This window comes from Micromonospora sp. WMMD961 (assembly GCF_029626145.1).
In the GTDB taxonomy this organism is placed as follows: Bacteria; Actinomycetota; Actinomycetes; order Mycobacteriales; family Micromonosporaceae; genus Micromonospora.
The window spans coordinates 4,295,345-4,318,473 of the sequence record NZ_JARUBJ010000002.1 but is presented as its reverse complement, the minus strand read 5'-3'; the positions used below and the strand labels follow the sequence as shown (position 1 = coordinate 4,318,473).

The following is a 23,129-nucleotide window of genomic DNA, read 5'->3' as shown; positions in this document are numbered from 1 at the left end:
CTGTGACGTCCACGTTGCGGCCACCCCCGCCGGCGCCGCCGCGCTCGCCCGCGGTCGCCAGCCCGGCACCCCAATCGCCGCGACGCGGCCGGACCTGGCGGCAGGCGCTGCGCCGGGACTGGCAGCTCTACTCGCTGGCGGTCCTGCCCCTGCTGTTCTTCCTGATCTTCCGGTACCTGCCGATGCTCGGGAACATCATCGCCTTCCGGCGTTTCAAGCCGGGCGGCAGCATCTTCGGTGAGTACTGGGTCGGGCTCCGGTACTTCCGGATGTTCCTCAGCGACCCGACGTTCTGGGAGGTGTTCACCAACACGCTGGTGCTCGGGGCGCTGACCCTGCTGTTCTGCTTTCCACTGCCGATCGTGCTGGCGCTGCTGCTCAACGAGGTACGTGCCCGCCGTTTCAAGCGGTTCGTGCAGTCGGTGTCGTACCTGCCGCACTTCCTGTCGATCGTGATCGTGGCGGCGATGATCGCGCAGTTCACCTCGGTCGGCGGTACGGCCAACCAGATCGTCGAGCTGTTCGGCGGCGAATCGGTGGCGTTCCTGCAGAAACCGGAGTGGTTCCGCACCATCTACGTCTCGTCGGAGGTCTGGCAGACCGTCGGATGGGGGACGATCCTCTACCTCGCCGCCCTCACCACCATCGACGAGGACCTGTACGAGGCCGCCCGGCTCGACGGCGCCAGTCGGCTGCGGCAGACCTGGCACGTCACCCTGCCCGGCATCCGGCCCACCATGATGACGCTGCTGATCCTCAACATCGGCAGCTTCCTGGCGGTCGGGTTCGAGAAGATCCTGCTGCTCTACAACCCGCTGACCTACCCGACCGCGGACGTGGTCTCCACCTACCTGTTCCGGATGGGCTTCCAGTCCAGCAACTTCAGCTACGCCGCCGCGATCGGGCTCTTCGAGGCGGTGATCGGGCTGACCCTGGTCCTGTCGGCGAACGTCATCTCCCGTCGCACACTGGGGACGAGCCTGTGGTGATTCTCGGCGCGAAGCGCGACGCCCCGAAGACGCGCGGCCCGGACGACAGCCGGGGTTACCGGATCTTCCGAATCGTCAACACGATCGTCCTGTTGGGCGTCGTGTTCGTGACGCTGTACCCGTTCCTCAACATCGTGGCCCGCTCGCTCAGCGAAGAGGCGTACATCCTCGCCGGGAAGGTGACCATCGTCCCGCGCGGGTTCGACCTGACCGCGTACGAGCTGTTGATGTCCGACGGGCTGTTCTGGACGAACTACCGCAACACGGTGGTCTACACGGTCGTCGCCACGCTCATCTCCATCGTGCTGACCACCTGCTACGCGTACGTGTTGTCGAAGCCCCAGCTCAAGGGGCGCGGCCTGCTGGTCGGTGTCGCGCTGTTCACCATGTTCTTCTCCGGCGGTCTGATCCCCAACTACGTGCTGGTCACCAGCCTGGGGATGAAGAACACCATCTGGGCCGTGGTGATCCCCAACGCCATCAGTGTGTTCAACCTGCTGGTCATGAAGGCGTTCTTCGAGAGCCTGCCGACCGAGCTGGAGGAGGCGGCGGCGGTCGACGGGCTGAACACGTACGGCATCCTGCTGCGCATCGTGCTGCCGCTGTCGAAGGCGATCATCGCGACGATGGTGCTCTTCTACGCGGTCTCCTTCTGGAACTCGTGGTTCACCGCGTTCCTCTACATGGACGAGCAGGACCTGCTCCCGGTGACCGTCTACCTGCGCAATCTCATCGCGGGCGCCACGAGCGCCGAGTCGGCCGCCGCCGACGCCGACAAGGTCCAGGCCGCGGCCACCCTCCAGGCCGTGACGATCGTGCTCACCACCCTGCCCATCCTGGCGGTCTACCCCTTCGTCCAGCGGTACTTCGTCCGCGGCGTGATGCTCGGCGCCGTCAAGGGGTGACGTCGACCATCGCACCGCTTCCACCGAAACCCCACCACCGAAAGGACGAGCCATGCTCCACAAGACGTGGCGCCGCGTGGCGGTAGCCACCGCGGGTCTGCTCGCGCTCACCCTCACCACCGCCTGTTCCGAGGACCCCGGCGAGTCGAAGGACCTCTCGGAGAACCGGGTCGGCGCGATGGCCAACTACGGCGTCGGCGACCAGTTCAAGGCCACCGAGGCGCTCTCCTTCTCCACCCTCTACAACAACCACACGTTCTATCCGCTCAAGGAGGACTGGCTGTTCTGGTCCGAGTTGACCAAGCGGACCAACGTCACGATCGATCCGGTGGCGGTCCCGCTCAGTGACTACGAGCAGAAACGCAGCCTGCTGATCGGCGCCGGGGACGCCCCGCTGATCATCCCGAAGACGTACCACCCGCAGGAGGATGCGTTCGTGTCCTCCGGGGCCATCCTCCCGGTGAGCGACTACCTGGATCTGATGCCCAACCTCAAGGAAAAGATCACCAAGTGGAACCTCAAGCCGGAGATCGACAACCTGCGGCAGGCCGACGGTAAGTTCTACCTGCTGCCCGGGCTGCACGAGAAGCCCACGCAGGACTACACGGTGCTGGTGCGCACCGACATCATGCAGGAGCTCAACCTCCCGACCCCGAAGACCTGGGACGACCTGTACACGGTGCTCAAGGCGATGAAGGCGAAGTACCCGAACGTCTACCCGTACTCCGACCTCTTCAGCAAGCCCAACCCGACCGGCGCCCTGCTGGGGATTCTCGGTTCGTCCCACGGCACCTACGCGGGCTGGGACTTCCAGCACGCCACCTGGGACCCGACGGCGAAGAAGTTCACCTACACCGGCTCCTCCGAGCAGTACAAGCAGGTGGTCACCTACCTGCACAAGCTTGTCGCCGAGGGCCTGCTCGACCCGGAGAGCTTCACCCAGACCGACGACCAGGCACGCCAGAAGCTCGCCAACGGCAAGTCCTTCGTGGTCACCGGCAACGCACAGACGCTCGTCAACAACCACCGGCCCGACCTGGCCAAGACCCTGCCGAACGCCAGGATGGCCAAGATCCCGCTGCCGATGGGCCCCACCGGCGAGGTCAATCCCTTCCCCCGGTTGGAGAACGGCATCATGATCTCCTCGAAGGCCCGGGAGAGCAAGAACTTCGTGGCCATGATGCAGTTCATCGACTGGTTGTGGTATTCGGACGCCGGCCTGGAGTTCGCCCGCTGGGGTGTCGAGGGCACCACCTTCACCAAGGACGCGTCCGGCAAGCGCTCGCTCATCCCCGACGTCGACTTCCTGGGGCTCAACCCGAAGGCGCCCAAGCACCTGCAGAAGGACTTCGGCTTCCAGAACGGGGTCTTCGCCTACGGCGGCAGCCCCGACCTGGTGCGTGGGTTCTTCTCCCCGGAGGAGTTGGAGTTCCAGAAGGTGATGGACGCCCGCAAGCCGAGGGAGGTCCCTCCGCCGCGCCCGTTCACCGATGAGGAACGCGAGCAGGTGTCGCTCTGGGAGACCCCGCTGAAGGACTTCGTCACCCAGAACACGCTGAAGTTCGCCCTCGGCCAGCGTCCCCTCACCGAGTGGGACGCGTACGTGGCCGAGCTGAAGGCCAAGAACTCCGAGCAGTACATCGACCTGGTCAACAAGGCCTACGAGCGGTTCCAGAAGAAGAACGGCTGATCAGTGGGGAGTCCGGTCGGGTGGTCCGTCCCACCCACCCGACCGGACTCGCCGGCGATCACCAGCCGGTGCGACGCGCGCGACCCGCCCGCCCTCCGGCAGGACGACCCGAGGACAGCGATGCGCACCACCGTCTCCGACCGGAAGGAGCGACCGTGAGCGGCGCGGCACAGACCTGGCGGCAGTTCGGCGACGGACCACTGTCGCGGATCACCTCACGCGTCTACATCCTGCTCGTGGTCGAGCTGCTGCTGCTCCTCACCACTCTGCCCGGCCTGCTCCCGCTGCTGGTGCTGGGCCGCGACCCAAGCAACCTGCCGCTGGCCGCGCTGTTCCTGGTGCCGGTCGGCCCGGCGGTCTCCGCCGCCCTGTACGCCCTGCGTCACCAACGAACCGACCTCACCGACCTGCGCCCCGCCGCCCTGTTCTGGCGCGGTTACCGGGCGAACGTGGCCGGCGTCCTGCGCGTCTGCGTGCCGACGCTGCTGTGGCTGACCGTGCTCGGCATGAACCTCGCCTACCGCGACGCGGTCGGCCTCGCCGGCTGGTGGACGGTGCCGCTGCTGCTGCTCGCCGTGGGGGTGACCCTCTGCGCGACCAACGCCCTGGTGATCACCTCACTGTTCGACTTCCGTACCCGTGACGTGCTCCGGCTGGCCGTGCACTTCCTCGTGCGTACCCCCGGTGTCACGGTCGGCACCGCGCTGCTGCTGGCGGCGGCGACCGGCGTCACCGCGGTCTTCTCCGAGGCGGTGCTGGCGATGCTCGGCTCGGTCGCGGTCCTGGCGCTGCTACGCGTCGGTGACCCGATGGTCGACCTGATCCGGAAGGAGTTCGCCGCATGAGCCTGCCCGTCACCGCCAAGGTGCCCTTCGGAGGCGACTACAACCCGGAGCAGTGGCCCGAGGACGTGTGGAAGCAGGACCACCGTCTCTTCGACAGCGCCCGGATCGACCTGGTCACCCTCGGCGTGTTCGACTGGGCGCTCACCCAGCCCGCCGAGGACGTCTACGACTTCTCGCTGCTGGACCGGGTCGTGGAGCGAGCTGCGGCCGAGGGGCGCGGGATCTGCCTGGCGACCGGCACCGGCGCCCACCCGGCGTGGCTGGCGAAGGCGTACCCGGAGGTGACCCGCACCGACTTCGAGGGTCGCAAGCACCGGTTCGGCCAGCGGCACAACGCCTGCCCCAGCTCCCCGGTCCACCACCGGCTCTCCGTCGAGCTGGCCCGCCGGGTCGCCCGCCGCTACGCCGACACGCCGGCGGTGCTCGCCTGGCACGTCGGCAACGAGTACGGCGGCGCCTGCTACTGCGACCTCTGCGCGGCAGCCTTCCGCGACTGGTTGCGCACCCGCTACGGCAGCCTCGACGACCTGAACGCGGCCTGGTACACCACGTTCTGGTCGCACACGTTCACCGACTGGGACGAGATCGAGCCGCCGTCGGCGCTGACCGAGCACTGGCGCGGCCCGGAGCACACCGCGTTCCAGGGCATCACCCTGGACTACCTACGGTTCACCTCCGACGCCATGCTGACCAACTTCCGCGACGAGAAGGCCGCCATCCGTGAGTCCAGCCCGACGCTGCCGGTCACCACGAACTTCATGGGCATGTACCGGCCGATCGACTACCACCGCTGGGCCGCCCATCTGGACTTCGCCTCCTGGGACAACTACCCGCCGGACGACGAGTCCGCCGCTCGGATGGCGCTGACCCACGACCTGATGCGAGGGCTCAAGGACGGCCAGCCGTTCTGGTTGATGGAACAGTCCCCGGGCGCGACCGCGTGCCGGGACGTCAACCCGTTGAAGCGGCCCGGCCTGATGCGGTTGTGGAGTTGGCAGGCGGTGGCGCACGGTGCCGACGCGGTGCTGTTCTTCCAGCTGCGCGCCTCCCGGGGTGCCAGCGAGAAGTACCACGGCGCGGTCATCGGCCATGCCGGCCGCTCCGACACCCGGGTGTTCCGGGAGGTCGCCGAGCTGGGTGCCGAGCTGGACCGCCTCGGCCCGGCGTCGTTGGGCGCGCGGACGCCGGCCCGGGTGGCGCTGCTCTTCGACTGGGACAGCTGGTGGGCGTTGGAGATCTCCGACGGCCCGTCCCGGCTGGTCCGCTACCAACAGGTGGTGCTCGCGTACCACCGGGCGCTCTGGGACGCCGGGGTGGACCTGGACGTCGTCGCGGTGACCGCCGACCTGTCCGGCTACGACGTGGTCGTCGCGCCGGCGCTGCACATGCTCAAGGGCGACCTGGCGCAGCGCCTGGAGGACGTGGCGGCGCGCGGCGGGTCGGTCCTGACCACCTTCCTGTCGGGTCGGGTGGACGAGAACGACCAGGCCTTCCTGATGGACGTGCCGGGACCGCTCGGGCAGCTGATGGGTGTCCGGGTCGACGAGTGGGACGCACGGGGGCCGGGGGTGGTCAACCCGGTCCGCCTCGGCGCCGGCGCCGACCAGGTCGACGTCGAGGCGCGGCTGCTGTTCGAGCTGGTGATTCCGCAGGGTGCGCAGGTGGTCGGCACCTACCAGGCCGACTTCTACGCGGGCACACCGGCGGTGACCCGCAACTCCTTCGGTGCCGGCGACGGCTGGTACGTGGCAGCCGGTCTGGAACAGGCCGGGGTCTCCTGGGTGGTCCGCCGGGTGCTCGCCCGGCACGACGTGCTCGGGCCCTACCCGGACGTCCCGGACCTGGAGTCCGCCGTCCGGGTCGCGCCGGACGGGTCGCGACTGCTGTTCCTGCTCAACCACCGGGCTGAGCCGGTCGAGGTGACCGCCCGGAGCAGTGGCGTCGACCTGCTCACCGGCGACCGGATCTGGACCGGCTCAACTGTGCGCCTACCGGCGTACGGCGTCGTCGTGCTGAAGGAGGACCGGTGAACGCCGACGAGTCGGTCCACCTGGAGCAGCTGATGTTCGTCGACGATCCGATGGAGACCAACGCAACACGCGTCCACGCGGCCTGGCTGCCGCCGGAGGCGTTCCGGGCGCTCGGCGCGCGGCGTGTCCTCGTCCACGGTGACGGGTTGCTCGTCGACACCGTGCTGAACGAGGTTTCGCGTGCCTGCGCACGCTACGGAGGGCGGGTATGGCATTCCCCCTCCTGGGACGTCGACGTCGACCTGGTGTTCGCCCTGCGCGGCGCCGACGAGCTGCCCAACTCGGCGGTGCGGGCGGCGCGGTCGGCGGGGGAGGCGGCGCTGGCCGAGATCGGCGACGGGGAGTCGCTCGGCGACGAGGGATTCCTGCTGGCCCGCGACGGCGACGTGACAGTGGTGCTGGCCGACGCGCCCGCCGGCCTGCTGTACGGCCTGTTCCACGTGGTGCGCCTCTGTGCGGCGGCCTTCGACGCCGAGCGCCCGCCGGAGCGGCACCGGCCGGCGCTGCGTCGGCGGATGCTGAACCACTGGGACAACGTGGCCGTCCACCCGGTGATGGGCCAGGTCGAACGGGGGTACGCGGGCGGCTCGATCTTCTGGCAGGACGGCCGACCGCGCGGTGACCTGGCCCGGATCCGGGAGTACGCACGCCTGCTGGCGGCGAGCGGTGTCAACGCGATCTCGGTGAACAACGTCAACGTCGCCCGGACCGAGGCGCTGCTGCTCACCGACCGGCTCGGCGACGTCGCCGAGATCGCGGACGTGCTGCGTCCGTACCACATCCGGGTGCACCTGTCGGTCACCTTCGCCGCGCCGGTGGTCCTCGGTGGCCTGTCCACCGCCGATCCCCTGGACGAGGGGGTGCGGGCCTGGTGGGCCGCGACCACCCGCGCCGTGTACGACCGCATCCCCGACTTCGGCGGCTACCTGGTGAAGGCCGACTCGGAGGGTCAACCCGGCCCGTTCACCTACGGGCGTGACCACGCCGACGGGGCGAACGTGCTGGCCGAAGCGCTGGCCCCGCTCGGGGGAGTGGTGCACTGGCGGGCGTTCGTCTACAACCACCACCAGGACTGGCGGGACCGGTCGACCGACCGGGCGCGCGCCGCGTACGACCACTTCGCCCCGCTCGACGGCCGCTTCCGTACCAACGTGGTCGTGCAGGTGAAGTTCGGTCCGGTGGACTTCCAGACGCGGGAACCGGTCTCCCCGGTGATCGCGGCGATGCCGGCCACCCGGATCGCGGTGGAGTTGCAGGTCACCCAGGAGTACACCGGCCAGCAGCGGCACGTCTGCCACCTCGGTCCGTGGTGGGGTGAGGTGTTGCGGTTCGCGCCGTGGGGTCCGGACGGGCGAACGGTGGCCGACGTGGCGGCGGGCGAGGCGGGCGCGGGCGGCGGTCTGGTCGCGGTCGCCAACGTGGGCGACGACATCTTCTGGACCGGGCATCCGTTGGCGCAGGCCAACCTGTACACGTTCGGCCGGCTGGCGTGGGACCCCCGGCGGGACCCCACCGCGGTCCTCGACGAGTGGATCACGCTGACCTTCCCGCCGTCGGCGACCGCCGACCCGGACCTGGTGCGGCGGACGCTGCACGAGATCATGGACGACTCGTGGCGCACCTACGAGCGGTACACCGCCCCGCTGGGCGTCGGCTTCATGGTCAACCCCGGTGACCACTACGGCCCCGGCGTCGACGGGTACGAGTACACGCGGTGGGGCACCTACCACTTCGCCGACCGCGACGGGGTGGGCGTGGACCGCACCCGCGCGTCGGGCACCGGGTTCACCGGTCAGTACCCGCCCTACTGGGCGCAGGTGTACGAGTCGCCGGAGACCTGCCCGGACGAGCTGCTGCTCTTCTTCCACCACGTGCCGTACGGGCACGTCCTGCACAGCGGGTCGACAGTGATCCAGCACATCTACGACACCCACTTCGCCGGTGTCGAGGAGGTGACGGTGATGCGGCGTCGGTGGCGGGCGCTGAACGGGATGATCGACCCGGCGGTGTACGAGCGGGTGGCCGATCGGCTCGACGAGCAGGTGCGGTGTGCCACCGAGTGGCGCGACCAGGTCAACACGTACTTCTACCGCAAGTCCGGAGTGCCCGACGAGCGGGGACGGGACATCTACTGATCGGGACGGGGAGGCCGACCAGGTCTCCCGCCGGACGTCCGGCACGTTCCGAGAACTTGCCGGAAACTGCACCCGAGCAGTCGCCGGCGGTGGTCCCCGCCGACGCCAACTGGTGGGCAGGTGGCCCCGGAAACCGTTGCGGCGAAAGGTTTCCGGAAGTCTTGACAATCGAGGCGGCTCGATCGAAGCTGACATGGTCACGCGAGCCGCGGTCAAGGTCGGGCGAAGGGCAGTCCTCGACTTAAGTCCCCTTCCACGCGCCTTTTTCGCAAGGGATCGCGACGATGACACTGAAGACCCGGATGCTTGGCGTCGTCATGGCGGCCGTGACGCTGGCCGCCGCCGCGTTGACGTTCGCCGCACCGGCGTCGGCGGCGACGCTGACGCAGGTGACCAACTTCGGCACCAACCCCACCAACCTGCAGATGCACCTCTACGTCCCGGACCGGGTCGCGTCCCGGCCGGCGATCCTCCTGGCCATGCACTACTGCACCGGCACGGGGCCGGCGTTCCACTCCGGCACCCAGTACGCGTCCCTCGCGGACCGGTACGGGTTCATCGTGATCTATCCGTCGGCAACGCGCAGCAGCAGGTGCTGGGACGTGTACTCGCCCCAGGCGCTACGCCGTGGCGGCGGCAGCGACCCGGTCGGGCTCATGTCGATGGTCGACTACGTGAAGCAGCGTTACTCGGCCGATCCCGCGCGGATCTTCGCGACCGGCACCTCGTCCGGGGCGATGATGACAAACGTCATGCTGGGCGTCTACCCGGACGTGTTCGCGGCCGGCGCGTCCTTCGCCGGGGTGCCGTTCGCCTGCTTCGCCACCGGCGGCACCTCCGAATGGAACAGCCAGTGCGCGAACGGGCAGCTCATCAGGACCGCGCAGCAGTGGGGTGACCTGGTCCGCGAGGCGTACCCGGGCTACAGCGGCCAACGGCCCCGGATGCAGATCTGGCACGGCACCAACGACGAGACGCTGCGGTACCCGAACTTCGGTGAGCAGATCAAGCAGTGGACCAACGTGCACGGGCTGAGCCAGACCCCGACGTACACCGACTCCCCGCAGTCCGGCTACACCCGCACCAGGTACGGCAGCAGCGGCCCGATGGCGCCGGTCGAGGCGATCAGCATGCAGGGCGTCACGCACAACATCCCGGTCGACGCTGCGCAGGTGATCCGCTTCTTCGGCCTGGACGGAAGCACGCCGCCGACGACTCCACCGCCCACCACGCCGCCCCCGACGACCCCGCCCCCGACGACCCCGCCCCCGACGACCCCGCCCCCGACCACCCCTCCGCCGTCCGAGGGTGCGTGCCGGGTCGGCTACACGGTCAACGCCTGGAACACCGGTCTCACCGCGAGCGTGACCATCACCAACACCGGTTCCGCAGCCGTGAACGGGTGGGCGTTGACCTTCACGCTGCCCACCGGACAGCGCATCACCAGCGGCTGGAACGCGCAGTACGCCCCGACGAGCGGAGCGGTGACCGCCCGCAACGTCTCCTACAACTCCACCATCGCCCCGAACTCGTCGGTCGAGATCGGTTTCCAGGCCACGCACGAGGGTGGCACCGGTAAACCGTCCTCGTTCGCCCTCAACGGTGCCGCCTGTTCGGTGTCCTGATTTTCCTTCCCACCCACCACCAGAAGGAGTCGAAAAGATGAGAAGAACCAGATGGAAGGCGGCATCGAGAGCCGCGGTAGCACTGGCCGGGGTGGGCGCCCTCGCCGCCGGCATGGCGCTGTTCATGACGGCGCCGGCCGCCGCCGGGACGACCCTGGGCGCGTCCGCCGCCGAGAAGGGTCGGTACTTCGGCGCGGCGGTGGCGGCGTACAAGCTGTCCGACTCGGCGTACACGACGATTTTGAACCGCGAGTTCAACTCGGTGACGCCCGAGAACGAGATGAAGATGAACGCGACCGAGCCGCAGCAGGGCCGGTTCAGCTTCACCGACGCGGACCGGATCGTCAGCCACGCCCGCAGTCGGGGTATGAGCGTGCGGGGTCACACCCTCGCCTGGCACTCGCAGCAGCCGGGGTGGATGGAGAGCATGAGCGGTAGCGCGCTGCGCTCGGCGATGCTCAACCACGTCACGCAGGTGGCCACCCACTTCCGTGGTCAGGTCGTCGCGTGGGACGTGGTGAACGAGGCGTTCGCCGACGGCAGCTCCGGCGGCCGCCGCGACTCCAACCTGCAGCGCACCGGCAACGACTGGATCGAGGCGGCGTTCCGCGCCGCGCGGGCCGCGGACCCGGGCGCGAAGCTCTGCTACAACGACTACAACACCGACAACTGGACCCACGCCAAGACGCAGGGCGTCTACAACATGGTGCGGGACTTCAAGTCGCGTGGTGTGCCGATCGACTGCGTCGGGTTCCAGTCGCACTTCAACAACGACTCCCCGTACGTCAGCAACTACCGCACCACCCTGTCCAGCTTCGCCGCGCTCGGTGTGGACGTGCAGATCACCGAGCTGGACATCCAGGGCGCGTCGCCGAACACGTACCGCAGCGTCGTGGAGGACTGCCTCGCCGTCTCCCGCTGCACCGGGATCACGGTGTGGGGCATCCGGGACAGTGACTCGTGGCGTTCCAACCAGACCCCGTTGCTGTTCAACAGCAACGGCTCGAAGAAGCCGGCGTACGACGCGGTCCTCGCCGCGCTGAACAACGGCACCACGCCCACCGACCCGCCGCCCACTACCACGCCACCGCCCACCGACCCGCCGACCGACCCGCCGACCACCCCGCCTCCGGGCCCTGGTGGCTGCACCGCGACGGTGTCGGTGAACCAGTGGACCGGTGGTTTCGTGGCGAACGTGCGGGTGACCGCCGGCTCGTCGGCCCTCAACGGCTGGACGGTGACGATCGCACTGCCGTCGGGCGCGACGGTCACCAACGCGTGGAGCGCCGACCGCAGTGGTAACACCGGCACCACGAACTGGCGCAACGTGTCGTACAACGGCCAGGTCGGCGCCGGACAATCCACCGAGTTCGGCTTCCAGGCCAACGGCACCGCCGGCAGCCTCAGCCCCACCTGCTCCGCAGGCTAGAACCCGGTGGGCCGGTGCGGAGGGGGTCCCGCCCCCGCACCGGCCCACCTCTGCGCTGGGTGATCAAGGCGTCTGCGTCATCCCGCCTGGCTAGCCGTCGATCCGGGTGATGTTGCGGATCTTGTTGGATGCGTCCAGGGCGGCGACCTTGTACGCCTCGGCCAGCGTCGGATAGTTGAACACCGCGTCGATCAGGTAGTCGATCGTGCCGCCGCAGCCCATCACCGCCTGCCCGATGTGGACGATCTCGGTGGCGGCGGTGCCGAACACGTGCACCCCGAGCAGCCGGCCGTCCTCGGGGGAGACAAGCAGCTTCAGCATGCCGTACGAGTCGCCGACGATCTGGCCCCGGGCCAGCTCGCGGTAACGCGCGATGCCCACCTCGAACGGTGTGGAGCCTTCGGTGAGCTGCGCCTCCGTCTGCCCGACGAAGCTGATCTCCGGGATCGTGTAGATGCCGATCGGTTGCAGGCCGTGCATCTCCCGGACCGGTTCGCCGCAGGCGTGCTGTGCGGCCAGCCTGCCCTGCTCCATCGAGGTGGACGCGAGGGCGGGGAAGCCGATCACGTCGCCGACGGCGTAGATGTTGTCCACAGCCGTGCGGTAGTTGGCGTCCACCGCGATCCGGCCGCGCCGGTCCGCCTCCAGCCCGGCCGCCTCCAGTGCCAGGTCGTCGGTCTGGCCCTGCCGACCGGCGGAGTACATCACGGTGTCCGCGACGATCTTCTTGCCGCTCTTGAGGATGCACAGCGCGGCGGTCTGGTGCTTCTCCACGGCGGCGACCTCCTCGCCGAAGCGGAACGCCACGGACAGGTCTCGGAGGTGATACTTCAGCGACTCGACGATCTCGTCGTCGCAGAAGTCGAGCATCCGGTCTCGGCGTTCGACCACCGTCACCTTGGTGCCGAGGGCGGCGAACATCGAGGCGTACTCCATGCCGATCACGCCGGCGCCGACCACGACCATGCTGCGGGGTACGGCCTGGAGGTTGATGACGCCGTCGGAGTCCACGATCGTCCGGTCGTCGAAGTCGACGCTGTCCGGGCGGGCCGGGCGGGTGCCCGCCGCAATGACGATCTTGTCGAAGGTCACCTTGGACTCGCGGCCGGAGCCACCGTCGACCCAGATCGAGTGCGGGTCGGCGAAACGCCCGGTACCGGTGATCATCGCGACCCGGTTGCGGGCGAGTTGATTGCGGATGACGTCGGTCTGCCGGGTGATGACGTGCTGGGTCCGGGCGGCCAGGTCGCTGACGGTGATGTCCTCCTTGACCCGGTAACTGCTGCCGTACAGGTCCCGCTGGCTCAGGCCGGTCAGGTAGAGCACGGCCTCCCGCAGCGTCTTGGACGGGACGGTGCCGGTGTTGATGCACACCCCACCGATCATGTCGCGGCGGTCCACGATGCCGACCCGCCTGCCGAGTTTGGCCGCAGCGATCGCGGCCTTCTGACCGCTGGGACCGGACCCCAGCACCACCAGGTCGTAGTCATACATATTCGCTAGCGTCGCAAGATGTCGCGGCGCGCGCCAGACCTCACACGTGAGCGTTACTCGTCTGCCACCTCGCAGAAACCACCGTTCACCGTGACCTCCTCCGGCGTCTGGGATCCGCTGACGACGACTCCCAGCGACACCGTTCCGGATGCTGGTGGTGTCGACGGCGACGACCGTGATGGGGCCGGGTGCGGTGGGGCGCACGCGGCTGGTGCGGCAGCCTCCGACCGGATTGCTCGACTTCGACGCTCACGCACGATGAACCCCTGCCTCCGGTCGCTCACCACTGCCATGAATCCGTCTACGTCAATATCTGCTCACCCAGGTTCGGCAGGTTGCCCTGCCGGACGTCGGACGCCGACCGCGGCACGCGGATTCGCGCCTCAGGGCTGGTGGATGGTGTGCCGGCCCGTTGCCTTTGGAGCTGAATCGTCTACGACATCGGTGGCCGCCGGTGCCGCTGATTCGTCTACGACATCAGCTCCAAAGGCAACGAACATGACACCAGCCCGCCCGCGAGCCGTCGCCCGCGAGCCGTCGCCCGCGAGCCGCCGCCCGCGAGCCGCCGCCCGCGAGCCGCTGCCTGACGGAGCCAGGCCTACCCGACGAGGCGGCGTTCCCAGGCCCAGGCGGCGATCTCGACCCGGTTGCGGGCTGTGAGCTTCATCTGCACGCTGGCCAGGTGGGTCTTGACCGTGCCGACGGCGATGAAGAGCCGAGCGGCGATCTCGGCGTTGGTCAGACCCCGGGCGACGAGCTTGACCACCTCGAGTTCCCGTGGGGACAGCGCGGCGTCGTCGTGAGCCGGAGCGGGTGAGCTGAGGCGCTCCAACAGCCGTACCGTGATGGACGGGCTGATCAGCGCGTCACCGGAGACGGCCGCGCGGACCGCCTCGACGAGCAGGGCCGGCCCGGAGTCCTTGAGCAGGAAACCACAGGCCCCGCTGGACAGCGCGGTGTGCACGTACTCGTCCAGGTCGAAGGTCGTCACCACGACCACCCGGACCGCGTCGGCGACGCCCGGCCCGGCGAGCAGTCGCAGTGCCTCGAGGCCGTCGAGGCGCGGCATCCGGATGTCCAGCAGCACCACGTCCGGGCGCAGTCGGCGGGCCAGTTCGACGGCCTGGACGCCGTCGGCGGCCTCGCCGACCACCTCCATGTCCGACTGGGCGCCAATGATCATGCCGAAGCCGGTCCGGACCATGGCCTGGTCATCGGCGATCAGCACCCGGATCATCGCTCCACCGCCGGTTGCAGTGGGAACGCGGCGTCGAGCACCCAGCCGCCGGCGACGCCTGGTCCGGCGGTGATCGTGCCGCCGAGGGCGCGTACCCGCTCGGTGAGGCCGATCAGTCCGAAGCCGTGCCCCCGGGCCGGCGCGGTGCGTGGCGACGCGCCGTCGTCGGCGACCCGGACGAGCAACCAGTCCGGGGTACGTCGCACGGCCACGTCCACGGACCGGGCGTCCGGCGCGTGCTGGCGGGCGTTGGTCAGCCCCTCCATCACCACCCGGTACGCCGAGGTCGACACCTCGACCGGCAGCGCGCCCAGGTCGCCGTCGACGTGCAGCCGTGCCGCCGCGTTCGCCGCGCCGTTGAACCCGGTCAGCAGCGGTTCCAGCTCGGTCACCCCGGCCAGTGGAGCCAGCGGTGCGTCCGGCGGGGCATCCGGGTTACGCAGGATGCCGACCATCCGACGCATCGAGGCCATCGTCTCCGCGCCGGCCCGTTCGATCTGCTCCAGGGCGACGATCACCCGGCGCGGGTCCTGCTCGGCGACGAACCGGGCGCCCTGCGCCTGCACCACGATGCCGGTGACGTGGTGGGCGATGAAGTCGTGCAGATCACGGGCGAACTCGGCGCGCTGCTCGGCCCGGACCAGCGCGATCGCCCGCTCCCGACCGGCGGCTGTGATCCGCAGGTAGAGCCCCACCCCGGCGGCGCCAGCCGCAGCGAGGGCCTGGAGTAGACCGAAGATCACGAGCACGGTGTCGGTGCCGGTACGCAGCGGGATCGCGGTGACGGCGAGCCCGACGGCCACCGCCGCCCACGGTGCGAGCCGGGGCGCACCCCAGCGGGTCACCACGAAGACCACCCCGAGCAGCCCGCCCGCCTCGGCGAGCCCCCAGCTGCCGCCGAGGAGGTAGCTGCTGTTGGCGGCGACCTGGATCGCCGCGGTCACGGCAAGCGAGGTGGCGGCGAGCGCCAACGCGGCCGCCGGCAGCCAACGGGAACCCAGCCGGTGCACCGGCAGCCAGAGCGGCACCGTCGCCACCGCCAGCCCCATCCGCACCAGCACGAGCAGGAGGGCAGCCGGGCTCATCCCCACGGACGTGCTGAACCGCAGGTCGAACAGTGCGAGCAGGCCAATGGCCACCAGTCCGGCGGCCTGCGCCAGGCGTACCCACCAACGTCGAAGATCCGGCGTGCTCATGATGACCCAGCGTAGCCAGCCGGGCGGAGGTGGTAGATCGGCCGAAAGACAGACCCGCCACCGGCGATACCCGGCCCCGGGCCGATGCGCCCACCCGCCGGTGGTGGCGAAGCTCTCCGGGTCACATCGCAGCCACTGGAGGAACAATGACAACCCACGCCCCGCCGGAGACCAGCCACGCCGCGGTCGCCGCGGTCGACCTGGTGAAGGTGTACGGCAGCGGCGACACCGCGGTCCGTGCCCTGGACGGGGTCTCGGTCGGCTTCGGCCGGGCCGAGTTCACCGCGATCATGGGCTCGTCCGGGTCCGGCAAGTCGACCTTGATGCACTGCCTCGCCGGCCTCGACACGGCGACCTCCGGACGCGTCCTGCTCGGCGGGACGGAGCTGACGGGTCAGTCGGACCGGACGCTGACCCGGGTACGCCGGGACCGCATCGGGTTCGTCTTCCAGTCCTTCAACCTGCTGCCGCAGCTCACCGCCGCGCAGAACATCACCCTGCCGCTGGACCTCGCCGGCCGGGAGCCCGACGCCGAGCTCTTCCAGCACCTGGTGCGGGAGCTCGGCCTCGGTGACCGCCTCGGCCACCGGCCCAGCGAGCTCTCCGGCGGCCAACAGCAGCGGGTCGCGCTGGCCCGGGCGCTGGTGGCGCGGCCCGAGGTGGTCTTCGCCGACGAGCCGACCGGCAACCTCGACTCCCGCTCCGGCGCCGAGGTGCTCACCATCCTGCGCGACTCGGTACGCGACCTCGGCCAGACCGTCGTCATGGTCACCCACGACCCGATCGCCGCCGCGTACGCCGACCGGGTGGTGCTGCTCGCCGACGGGCGGGTCGCCGGCGAGATCGACAAGCCGGACCAGGTGTCGGTCACCGACGCGCTGCGTGAGCTGGGGGCCCGCGCATGAGGGCGACCGTGCTGCGTACCCAGACGAGCGCCGCGGCTCGGCGACCCGGCCGGCTGGTCCTGACCGGCCTGGCGATCCTGGTCGCGTCGTTCGTCGTCTTCGGCACCGTGCTGGTGCAGCAGATCACCGAACGAACCGTGCGGGACAACCTGAGCGCCACCCCGGCCGCCACCGACCTGGTGATCGGCAGCCCCGAGCACCCGCCACCCACCGTGACGGAGCTGCAGCACGTCCGCACCGTGCCCGGTGTGGCCGAGGCGGTGGCGCGGGTGGCTATCGGCGTCTCGGTAGGCGAGGGGTACCTCAACCTGCAGGCCGACCCCGGCAGCGGTCCGCTCACCACGGTCCGGGTGATCGAGGGTAGCTACCCGGACCAGCCCGGAGAGATCGCAATCACGCCGCGCACCGCCGAGCGGCTCGGGCTCGCGGTGGGCGCCACGACCACCGGTACGGGCGGCGAGCTCACCACGCCCACCCGGCTCACCGTCGCCGGTGTGGTCGACGCCCCCGCCGACGCGGGCTTCGACGCCTACGCCCCGGACAGTGTCGTGACCGCCTGGGCGCGGCTGACCGCGGTGGAACGCCTCGATGTGCGGGTGGCCCCCGGTCAGTCGGTGGACGCCGTCCGCCAACGGGTGACCGCGGCGTTCGCGGCCGACCAGTCGGTCCGCTCCGGTGCCGAGGTACGCCAGGCGGAGGCCAACGCGGCGGCCGAGGAGGTCGGGAAACTCTTCATCCTGGTGGGCATGTTCGTCTCGATCGCGGTGGTCGCCGCGGCGCTGGTGGTCACCTCGACCTTCCGCATCGTCTTCGCCCAGCGGATGCGCCAGCTCGCGCTACTGCGCGCGGTCGGCGCGGGTCGGGGCACCCTGGTGGGGGCGTTGACCGCCGAGGGAGCCCTGACCGGGTTGGTCGCCGGCGTCGTCGGGGTCGCCAGCGCCCTCGCCCTCGGGTACGCCCTGCCCGCGGTTCTGCGCGCCTCCGGAATGGCGGTCTCGTCCCCGGGCCTGCCACTGGCGGCGGCGGTCATGGTGGTGATCGGTGCCGGCGTCGTCACCGTGCTGGCCGTCCTGGCGCCGGCACTCTCCGCCGCCCGGGTCTCTCCGCTGGAGGCGCTGCGTACGGCGAGCACCACCGCCGGCCGACGCGGCATCGGGGTGCTGCGCCTGGTGTGCGGGCTGCTCCTGGTGGCCGGCGCGGCCCCGGCCGCAGTCGCGACGATCAGCCGGTTGCCGAAGCCCGACCAGTCGAACTACGACCCGACGATGCCACTGCTCCTGCTGGTCGCCTCCGGCACCCTGGCGTTCTTCGCGCTGGTGGCCCTCGGCCCGCTGCTGGTGCGTCCGGTGCTCGCCGTGGTGGGTTGGCCACTGCGTCAACTCGGGCCGCTCGGGCGGATGTCGGTCGGCGGGATCGGCGGGACGCCGCGCCGCGCTGCCGCGGTCTCGGTTGTCGTCGCGCTCGGCGTGACCCTGATCTCCGGGGTGGTCATCGGCGGTGCGTCGCTGCAGGTCCTCGCCGACCGCGAGTTGGCCCTCTCCGCACCGAGCGACTTCGAGGTCAGCAGCAACGGTGGGGTACTGCCGGCCGCTGTCGTGACCCGCGCCGAGGCGGCGCGCGGCGCGCTGGCCCGAGTGGTGCCGTACCGGCGGGTCGACGACGTCACGCTGATGCGCGGTGCGGACAAGCTCGGCGACGTCGAGTCGGGTTACCCGACGAACGACCTGGACCTGGCGGCGTTGCCGACCACCGGCGACCTGGACGTCGCCCAGGGCACGTTGACCGATCGTGGCCCGGGCCGGATCGTGCTCAACAGGTGGGTCGCCCGGGACACCGGCCTGCGGGCCGGCGACACCGTCACGCTCGCCATCGCCGCGCGCAGGGTCGACGTGCGGGTGGCAGCGGTCCTGCCCGGTGACGGCCCGCTGCACGCGGGCATCCTCGCCGACCGGGCCGACCTGGACCGGCTCGGCGTGCCGGCCGCGTACACCGGTCTGCTGGCCGATGCGGCCGGTTCCGGCGAGGACGGCCGCACCGCGGGTGTGCGGGCACTGCGTCAGGCGATTGGGGGCAGCGACAGTGTGGGCCTCGCGGTGCTCGCCGACGAACGGGACCGAAACGCCGATGTGCTGAGCAGCCTGATCTGGATCGCGGTCGGCCTGGTCAGCATGACCGTGCTGATCGCGGTGGTCGGTGTGGGCTCCACGACCGCGCTCTCGGTGGTCGAGCGGGTACGCGAGTCCGGGTTGCTCCGGGCGATCGGCCTGTCCCGGGCCGGCCTGCGCACCATGTTGACCGTCGAATCCGGCCTCTACGGGGTGATCGGTGCCACCATCGGCCTGCTGCTCGGCATCCCGTACGGCTGGCTGGCGATCCGGGCCCTCGGGGTCAACGCGCCGCTGACCGCGCCGGTGCTGCCGCTGGCCGGGCTCTTCGTGGCGCTGGTCGGGCTGACCGCGCTGGCGGGGGTGCTCCCCGCCAGGCGGGCCGCGCGGGTCAGCCCGGTGGTGGCACTGGGGGCCGACAACTGAGCACGTCGTGGGGTGGCGCCGCGTATTCGGCGCCGCCCCACGACGGCCTGGGTCAGTTGGGGTTGTTGGCGTGGGTCAACGTCTCCCAGGCGACGAAGAGGTTGTTGGTTCCGGCCGGACGTTGTTGCTGCGTGAGGGTCTGGGTGTTGGTCATGACGTTGCCCAGCCGGGTGCTCATCGCGTTGAAGCCGACCTCGGTGATCGGGCCGAGGCCCCGGGTGAGGCTGCCGCCGCAGAGCCAGGAGGGCGGCGCCTCGCCGAGCTGGTAGCGCGAGTGGAAGCCGAGCGCGTGCCGTAGCCGCTCACCGACCTGTGGGTACAGGTCCCGTCCCTGGATCCGGGAGGTCTCCGCGACGTGTGAGATGGCGGAGATCCCGTACCCGGTGTGGACGAAGTCGCGGCAGGTCTCCTGGGCGAGGCCGGCGACGAAGGTCGACTGGCCCTGCCAGTAGTTGATGATCTCGGAGCTGGTGTCCAAACCGCTGCCGGGCATCGTGTACGGCAACGCGCCATCGCTGGGCAGGTAGACGAAGGCCCGGGTGCGGTTGAGGAAGCGGCTGACCGCCGCGTCGTAGGCGCTGCGGTCCTCCAGGAAGACCGAGATGCCGACCGCCGCCTCCATCATGGTGAGTTCCCAGTTGCCGTTGCTGTTCGAACCGTTGCGCACCACCGGCAGGTAGACGTTGCGCAGCATGGTGGCGAAGCGGTTGGCGTTGGGCCAGCTCGTGTACGTGTACTTGATGATCTCGGCCGCCCGGGGCCAGACCGAGGCGGCCCAACCGGTCTGCAGTGGGGCGTTGCTGCCGGTGTGCGCGGTGATCGTGGCCGACCACGCGTCCATGATCTGGATCGACTTCTGCGCGTACCGGGCGTCCCCGGTGACGTACCAGGCGAGCGCGTCGGTGTACGCCGCGATCGCGTCTTCCCGCTCGTCGGTGCAGCCGTTGTTCGGGTTGGAGTAGGAACCACACTCGACCACCGAACGGGGTGCCGGCGTACGCGACAGGGAGGCGTACCGGCTGCTCATCATCTGGTTGTAGGCCGCCGCCCACGGCTGGGCGCCGGCCTGCACCCGGCCGCGGACGAAGTCGAGTTGGCCTCGGCTGACCAGCACGCCGGGGTGGGTGAATCCACCCGAGGGCGGTGGTGTGGTGCCGCCGCCGGTGGGCAGTGTCCACGCCTGGTTGGCGCTCCCGGTGCAGCTCCAGATCTGCAGCGGGGTGCCGTCGGCCGAGCTGGGACCGGTCGCGTCGAGGCACTTGCCCGAGGCCGGGTTGACCAACTGGGCGGCGCTGGGCGACCACTGCTGCGCCCCGGTGCCGTTGCAGTCGTAGATCTGCACCCGAGCACCGTTGGCGGTGCCGGCGGCGGCGATGTCGAGGCACTTGCCCAGCGCCCTGATCGTGCCGTCGTCGCCCACCGTCCACTGCTGCGCCGTCGAGCCGTTGCAGGTGTAGAGCTGGACGGCTGTGCTGTTGGCCGGGTTCGCGGCGGCCACGTCGACGCACTTGCCGCCGTACCCGGTGATGGCACCCGTCGCGGCGGCGGTCGCGGGTGAGGCGCCGACGACCAGGCCGGTCGGTACGGCGAGCAGGGCCGCGGCGAGCACGGCGGTCAACCGGATGCGGGGCCAGCGAGGGCTTGGCCGGGCCAATCGTTGCGCCATGTCGGGGTCCTTCCGAGCGGCGGATCCAACTGTAAAGTCTGTTAATCATTACAGCCGCAGGCATCAATATCAATGTCTCTTCGTTCCCCGAGGACCTGTCGGGACGAGGACGGCCCCCGACGCCGTGCGCCGAGGGCCGTCCGGTTCGACGGGCTACCGCAGACCGGGCACGTCGATCACGATCAGCTCCGTGTCATCCGGGCGACCCGGGATACGACCGTCGTTGCCCGGGAAGTTGTTGTCGTTGGCGACGAGCACCCGGTCACCGCCGAGTGGCAGCACCGACTCGACCGACTGCAGCGGGAACGAGAAGAGCGGGCCGACGCCGTACTCGCCCGGGCGGGCCGGGGTGGAGACGCCCTTCGGGTCGGCGATGTGCATCAGGTCGACCGCGGTACGGCGGGGCAGGTACCCGTCGGCGCCCACGTCGTCCAGGTCGGTCACCACCAGGCGCTTGACCAACGACTGCTGGCCCATGCCGTTGTCCCGCTCGATCACCAGCAGCCGGTGGTCGTCGAGCACCGCCGCGTCGCCGACCAGCAGGGACGGGTCGTCGACCCGGAACGACCAGGTACGACCGGTGTACCGGTTGTGCCGTACGTCGAACTCGTAGACGACCCGGCGACGCTGGTCCGGGTCGTTGACCTGGGCGCCTTCGAGGATCGGGTAGAGGGTCCAGCCGTCCTCGCTGACCGCCATCGCCTCGAAACCGTTGCTGGCCCGCAGGGTCGGGGTTTCGCCCGGCGCGAGATCCGGCGACTGCGGGGACTTGGTCCCGTCCGGCAGCGGGATCGGCGCCTGGAGCACCTTGCCGGTCTTGTCGGTACGGACCAGGTACGGGCCGAACTCGTCGCCGATCCAGAGGTTGCCGCGCGCGTCGCGGGCCAGCGACTCGATGTCGAAGTCAGCGCCGGTCAGCAGCCGGTCCCGCGTGTCGCCGTTGACGATCGGGAAGGGCACCTTGTGGTCGGGGTCGCGGAAGCTGATGTGCCCACGGACCGTCACGGCGTGACGCTGGTAGTTCGGTTCGATCTCGTACGCCCGCAGCAGGAAGTCCGCCGAGTTGGTCTTCGCGCCGAACCCGTTGTCCGGCATGGCGAGCAGCCGCTTGCCGGAACGATCACCCGGCTGGGCCGGGATCACCGCGGAGAAGCCGGGAATGGGCTGGCCGGGGAAGGGCGCGGTGATCCCGTTGACCGGGTTGGTGGCGAGCTGGGTGCCGGAGATGGGGCCGGGCTGGTACGCGGTCGCGGACAGCAGCGCCCGGTCCCGCAGCGTCACCTCGGGACGCAGCCTCACCGACAGCGCGTACACCCGGGTGGTCTGGGTGGCGCTGCCGTTGTCGTCGGAGACGAGGTACAGCTCGCGGCGACCGCCGGGCAGGTCACGCCCGAGCGCGGCGCCCTCGATGTTGTCCAGCAACGGGTTGGGCTGCGGTTGCTTCGTGGTCGCGCCGGACGGCGGGCAGTCGGCGACGTCGACCAGCAGTTCCTTGCCGAGCCAGGAGCGCGGATCGGTCTCCGTCACCAGGGACGGGACGGCGGACACGTCGGGCGCGCCGGTCGCCGAGACCCGGTACACCCGGACGGTGTTGCCCACCCCGGCGGTGAAGCCGCGCTCCACGGCGAGCAGTTGGTCGTCGCCGAGTGCGATCAGCTCGACCAGGCCGAGGTTCGGATCGGTGCGGTAGGCGTACTGGGCGGTCGGGGCGTACGCGCCGCCCTCGCGGCCGTCGTACCGGATGATCCGCTGCCGGCCCCGGCCGTCGGCGTCGCGGCCGTCCGCGGCGAGCGGGCCCTCCATTCCGGCGTAGAGCACCCGGTGGTCCGCGGTGGCGGCCAGCGCCTCGAAGGTCTGGTTGACCGCGGCCTCGCCGGCCGGGGCCACCTGGAAGCGGGCCGGCACGGGCAGTGAAGCGATCTCCCGGCCGTCGGAGAGCCGGAACCGGCGGATCGACGGCTCCCGCTCCGAACTGGCCAGGACGGTGGCCCCGCCGCGCTCGGCGACGAGCCCCTCCCCGTCGAAGTCCGCCCCGGTGTACGGCGTTCCGTCGGGTCGGGTGAGCACCGTGACGTCGCGGACCCCGACGTCCACCCCACGCCGGCCGGTGTCCAGGCCCAGCTCGTAGACCCGGGCGGGAGTGGTACCGATGTTGTCCACGAGCGCCAGCGCGCGCCCGGGGCGGGCGAACGTCAGCGCGGACAGGCCGGCGACGGAGGTGCCCCGGAAGGTGGTCTTGTCGAGAGCGTCGGAGAAGCCGAGCAGCGAGGCGTCCGGCGCGCAGCTCGCGCCCGTACCCGGGTGCCCCGGGGTCGGGTGCGCCGGCGCGCCGAGTGCCGGCGCCGCCGCGAGCAGCGAGATCGCCGTCGCGGCGGACGCGACGGCCCGGGCCCTTCTGGAAGTGGTACGCACATTGCCTCCCGCATCGAGTCGGCGGCCGTTGCCGCCGCGC

Annotated in this window: 15 protein-coding genes; 10 read left to right on the top strand and 5 right to left on the bottom strand. The window is 70.4% G+C overall.

Annotated elements, in window-relative coordinates; translation table 11 throughout:
* The first annotated feature begins 2 nt into the window (after positions 1-2).
* The 8 genes from O7614_RS19650 to O7614_RS19615 all read left to right on the top strand — a co-directional run bounded on the left by O7614_RS19650 (position 3) and on the right by O7614_RS19615 (position 11,648).
* Complete coding sequence (locus tag O7614_RS19650; protein ID WP_278139926.1) at positions 3-989, top strand: ABC transporter permease subunit; 987 nt, start codon at positions 3-5, stop codon at positions 987-989.
* Positions 986-1,894, top strand: coding sequence for a carbohydrate ABC transporter permease (locus O7614_RS19645; RefSeq protein ID WP_278139925.1), 909 nt, complete (start codon positions 986-988; stop codon positions 1,892-1,894). Before O7614_RS19650 ends, O7614_RS19645 begins: the two co-directional genes overlap by 4 nt.
* A 52-nt stretch (positions 1,895-1,946) precedes the next feature.
* Positions 1,947-3,584, top strand: coding sequence for an extracellular solute-binding protein (locus tag O7614_RS19640; RefSeq protein WP_278139924.1), 1,638 nt, complete (start codon positions 1,947-1,949; stop codon positions 3,582-3,584).
* Between the two features lie 155 nt (positions 3,585-3,739).
* On the top strand, positions 3,740-4,429 hold the full coding sequence (locus tag O7614_RS19635) for a DUF624 domain-containing protein (protein WP_278139923.1): 690 nt from the start codon (positions 3,740-3,742) through the stop codon (positions 4,427-4,429).
* Positions 4,426-6,459 (top strand): beta-galactosidase, encoded by a 2,034-nt coding sequence (locus tag O7614_RS19630; RefSeq protein WP_278139922.1) that lies wholly within the window; start codon positions 4,426-4,428, stop codon positions 6,457-6,459. The genes O7614_RS19635 and O7614_RS19630 overlap by 4 nt, the downstream gene beginning before the upstream one ends.
* Positions 6,456-8,594 (top strand): alpha-glucuronidase, encoded by a 2,139-nt coding sequence (locus O7614_RS19625; RefSeq protein WP_278139921.1) that lies wholly within the window; start codon positions 6,456-6,458, stop codon positions 8,592-8,594. Before O7614_RS19630 ends, O7614_RS19625 begins: the two co-directional genes overlap by 4 nt.
* A 284-nt stretch (positions 8,595-8,878) precedes the next feature.
* Complete coding sequence (locus tag O7614_RS19620; protein WP_278139920.1) at positions 8,879-10,219, top strand: PHB depolymerase family esterase; 1,341 nt, start codon at positions 8,879-8,881, stop codon at positions 10,217-10,219.
* A gap of 112 nt (positions 10,220-10,331) precedes the next feature.
* Entirely contained in the window at positions 10,332-11,648 is a 1,317-nt protein-coding gene (locus O7614_RS19615) for an endo-1,4-beta-xylanase (protein ID WP_278142312.1), read from the top strand.
* Positions 11,649-11,738: 90 nt separating this feature from the next.
* Here the strand turns inward: O7614_RS19615 and sthA are convergent, their stop codons facing one another.
* The 3 genes from sthA to O7614_RS19600 form a co-directional block, all read right to left on the bottom strand.
* Entirely contained in the window at positions 11,739-13,142 is a 1,404-nt protein-coding gene (gene sthA, locus O7614_RS19610; RefSeq protein WP_278139919.1) for a Si-specific NAD(P)(+) transhydrogenase, read from the bottom strand.
* A 598-nt stretch (positions 13,143-13,740) separates the two neighbouring features.
* Positions 13,741-14,379 carry a response regulator transcription factor gene (locus O7614_RS19605; protein ID WP_278139918.1) on the bottom strand — a complete coding sequence of 213 codons (639 nt, stop codon included), beginning with the start codon at positions 14,377-14,379 and terminating at the stop codon, positions 13,741-13,743.
* Positions 14,376-15,575 carry a histidine kinase gene (locus tag O7614_RS19600; RefSeq protein ID WP_278139917.1) on the bottom strand — a complete coding sequence of 400 codons (1,200 nt, stop codon included), beginning with the start codon at positions 15,573-15,575 and terminating at the stop codon, positions 14,376-14,378. Before O7614_RS19600 ends, O7614_RS19605 begins: the two co-directional genes overlap by 4 nt.
* Before the next feature lie 146 nt (positions 15,576-15,721).
* Here O7614_RS19600 and O7614_RS19595 point away from each other — a divergent pair, with 146 nt between their 5' ends.
* Together O7614_RS19595 and O7614_RS19590 are read left to right on the top strand one after the other, a co-directional pair.
* The gene (locus tag O7614_RS19595; RefSeq protein WP_278139916.1) at positions 15,722-16,480 is read left to right on the top strand and encodes an ABC transporter ATP-binding protein; all 759 of its coding nucleotides are present in this window, start codon (positions 15,722-15,724) and stop codon (positions 16,478-16,480) included.
* The gene (locus O7614_RS19590) at positions 16,477-19,011 is read left to right on the top strand and encodes an ABC transporter permease (RefSeq protein ID WP_278139915.1); all 2,535 of its coding nucleotides are present in this window, start codon (positions 16,477-16,479) and stop codon (positions 19,009-19,011) included. Before O7614_RS19595 ends, O7614_RS19590 begins: the two co-directional genes overlap by 4 nt.
* Positions 19,012-19,063: 52 nt before the next feature.
* On the opposite strand, the gene O7614_RS19585 is transcribed toward O7614_RS19590, so the two are convergent.
* Positions 19,064-20,677 (bottom strand): ricin-type beta-trefoil lectin domain protein, encoded by a 1,614-nt coding sequence (locus tag O7614_RS19585; protein WP_278139914.1) that lies wholly within the window; start codon positions 20,675-20,677, stop codon positions 19,064-19,066.
* Between the two features lie 153 nt (positions 20,678-20,830).
* Positions 20,831-23,089: an esterase-like activity of phytase family protein gene (locus tag O7614_RS19580; RefSeq protein ID WP_278139913.1), complete on the bottom strand. Its 2,259-nt coding sequence runs from the start codon at positions 23,087-23,089 to the stop codon at positions 20,831-20,833.
* Positions 23,090-23,129: the final 40 nt, after the last annotated feature.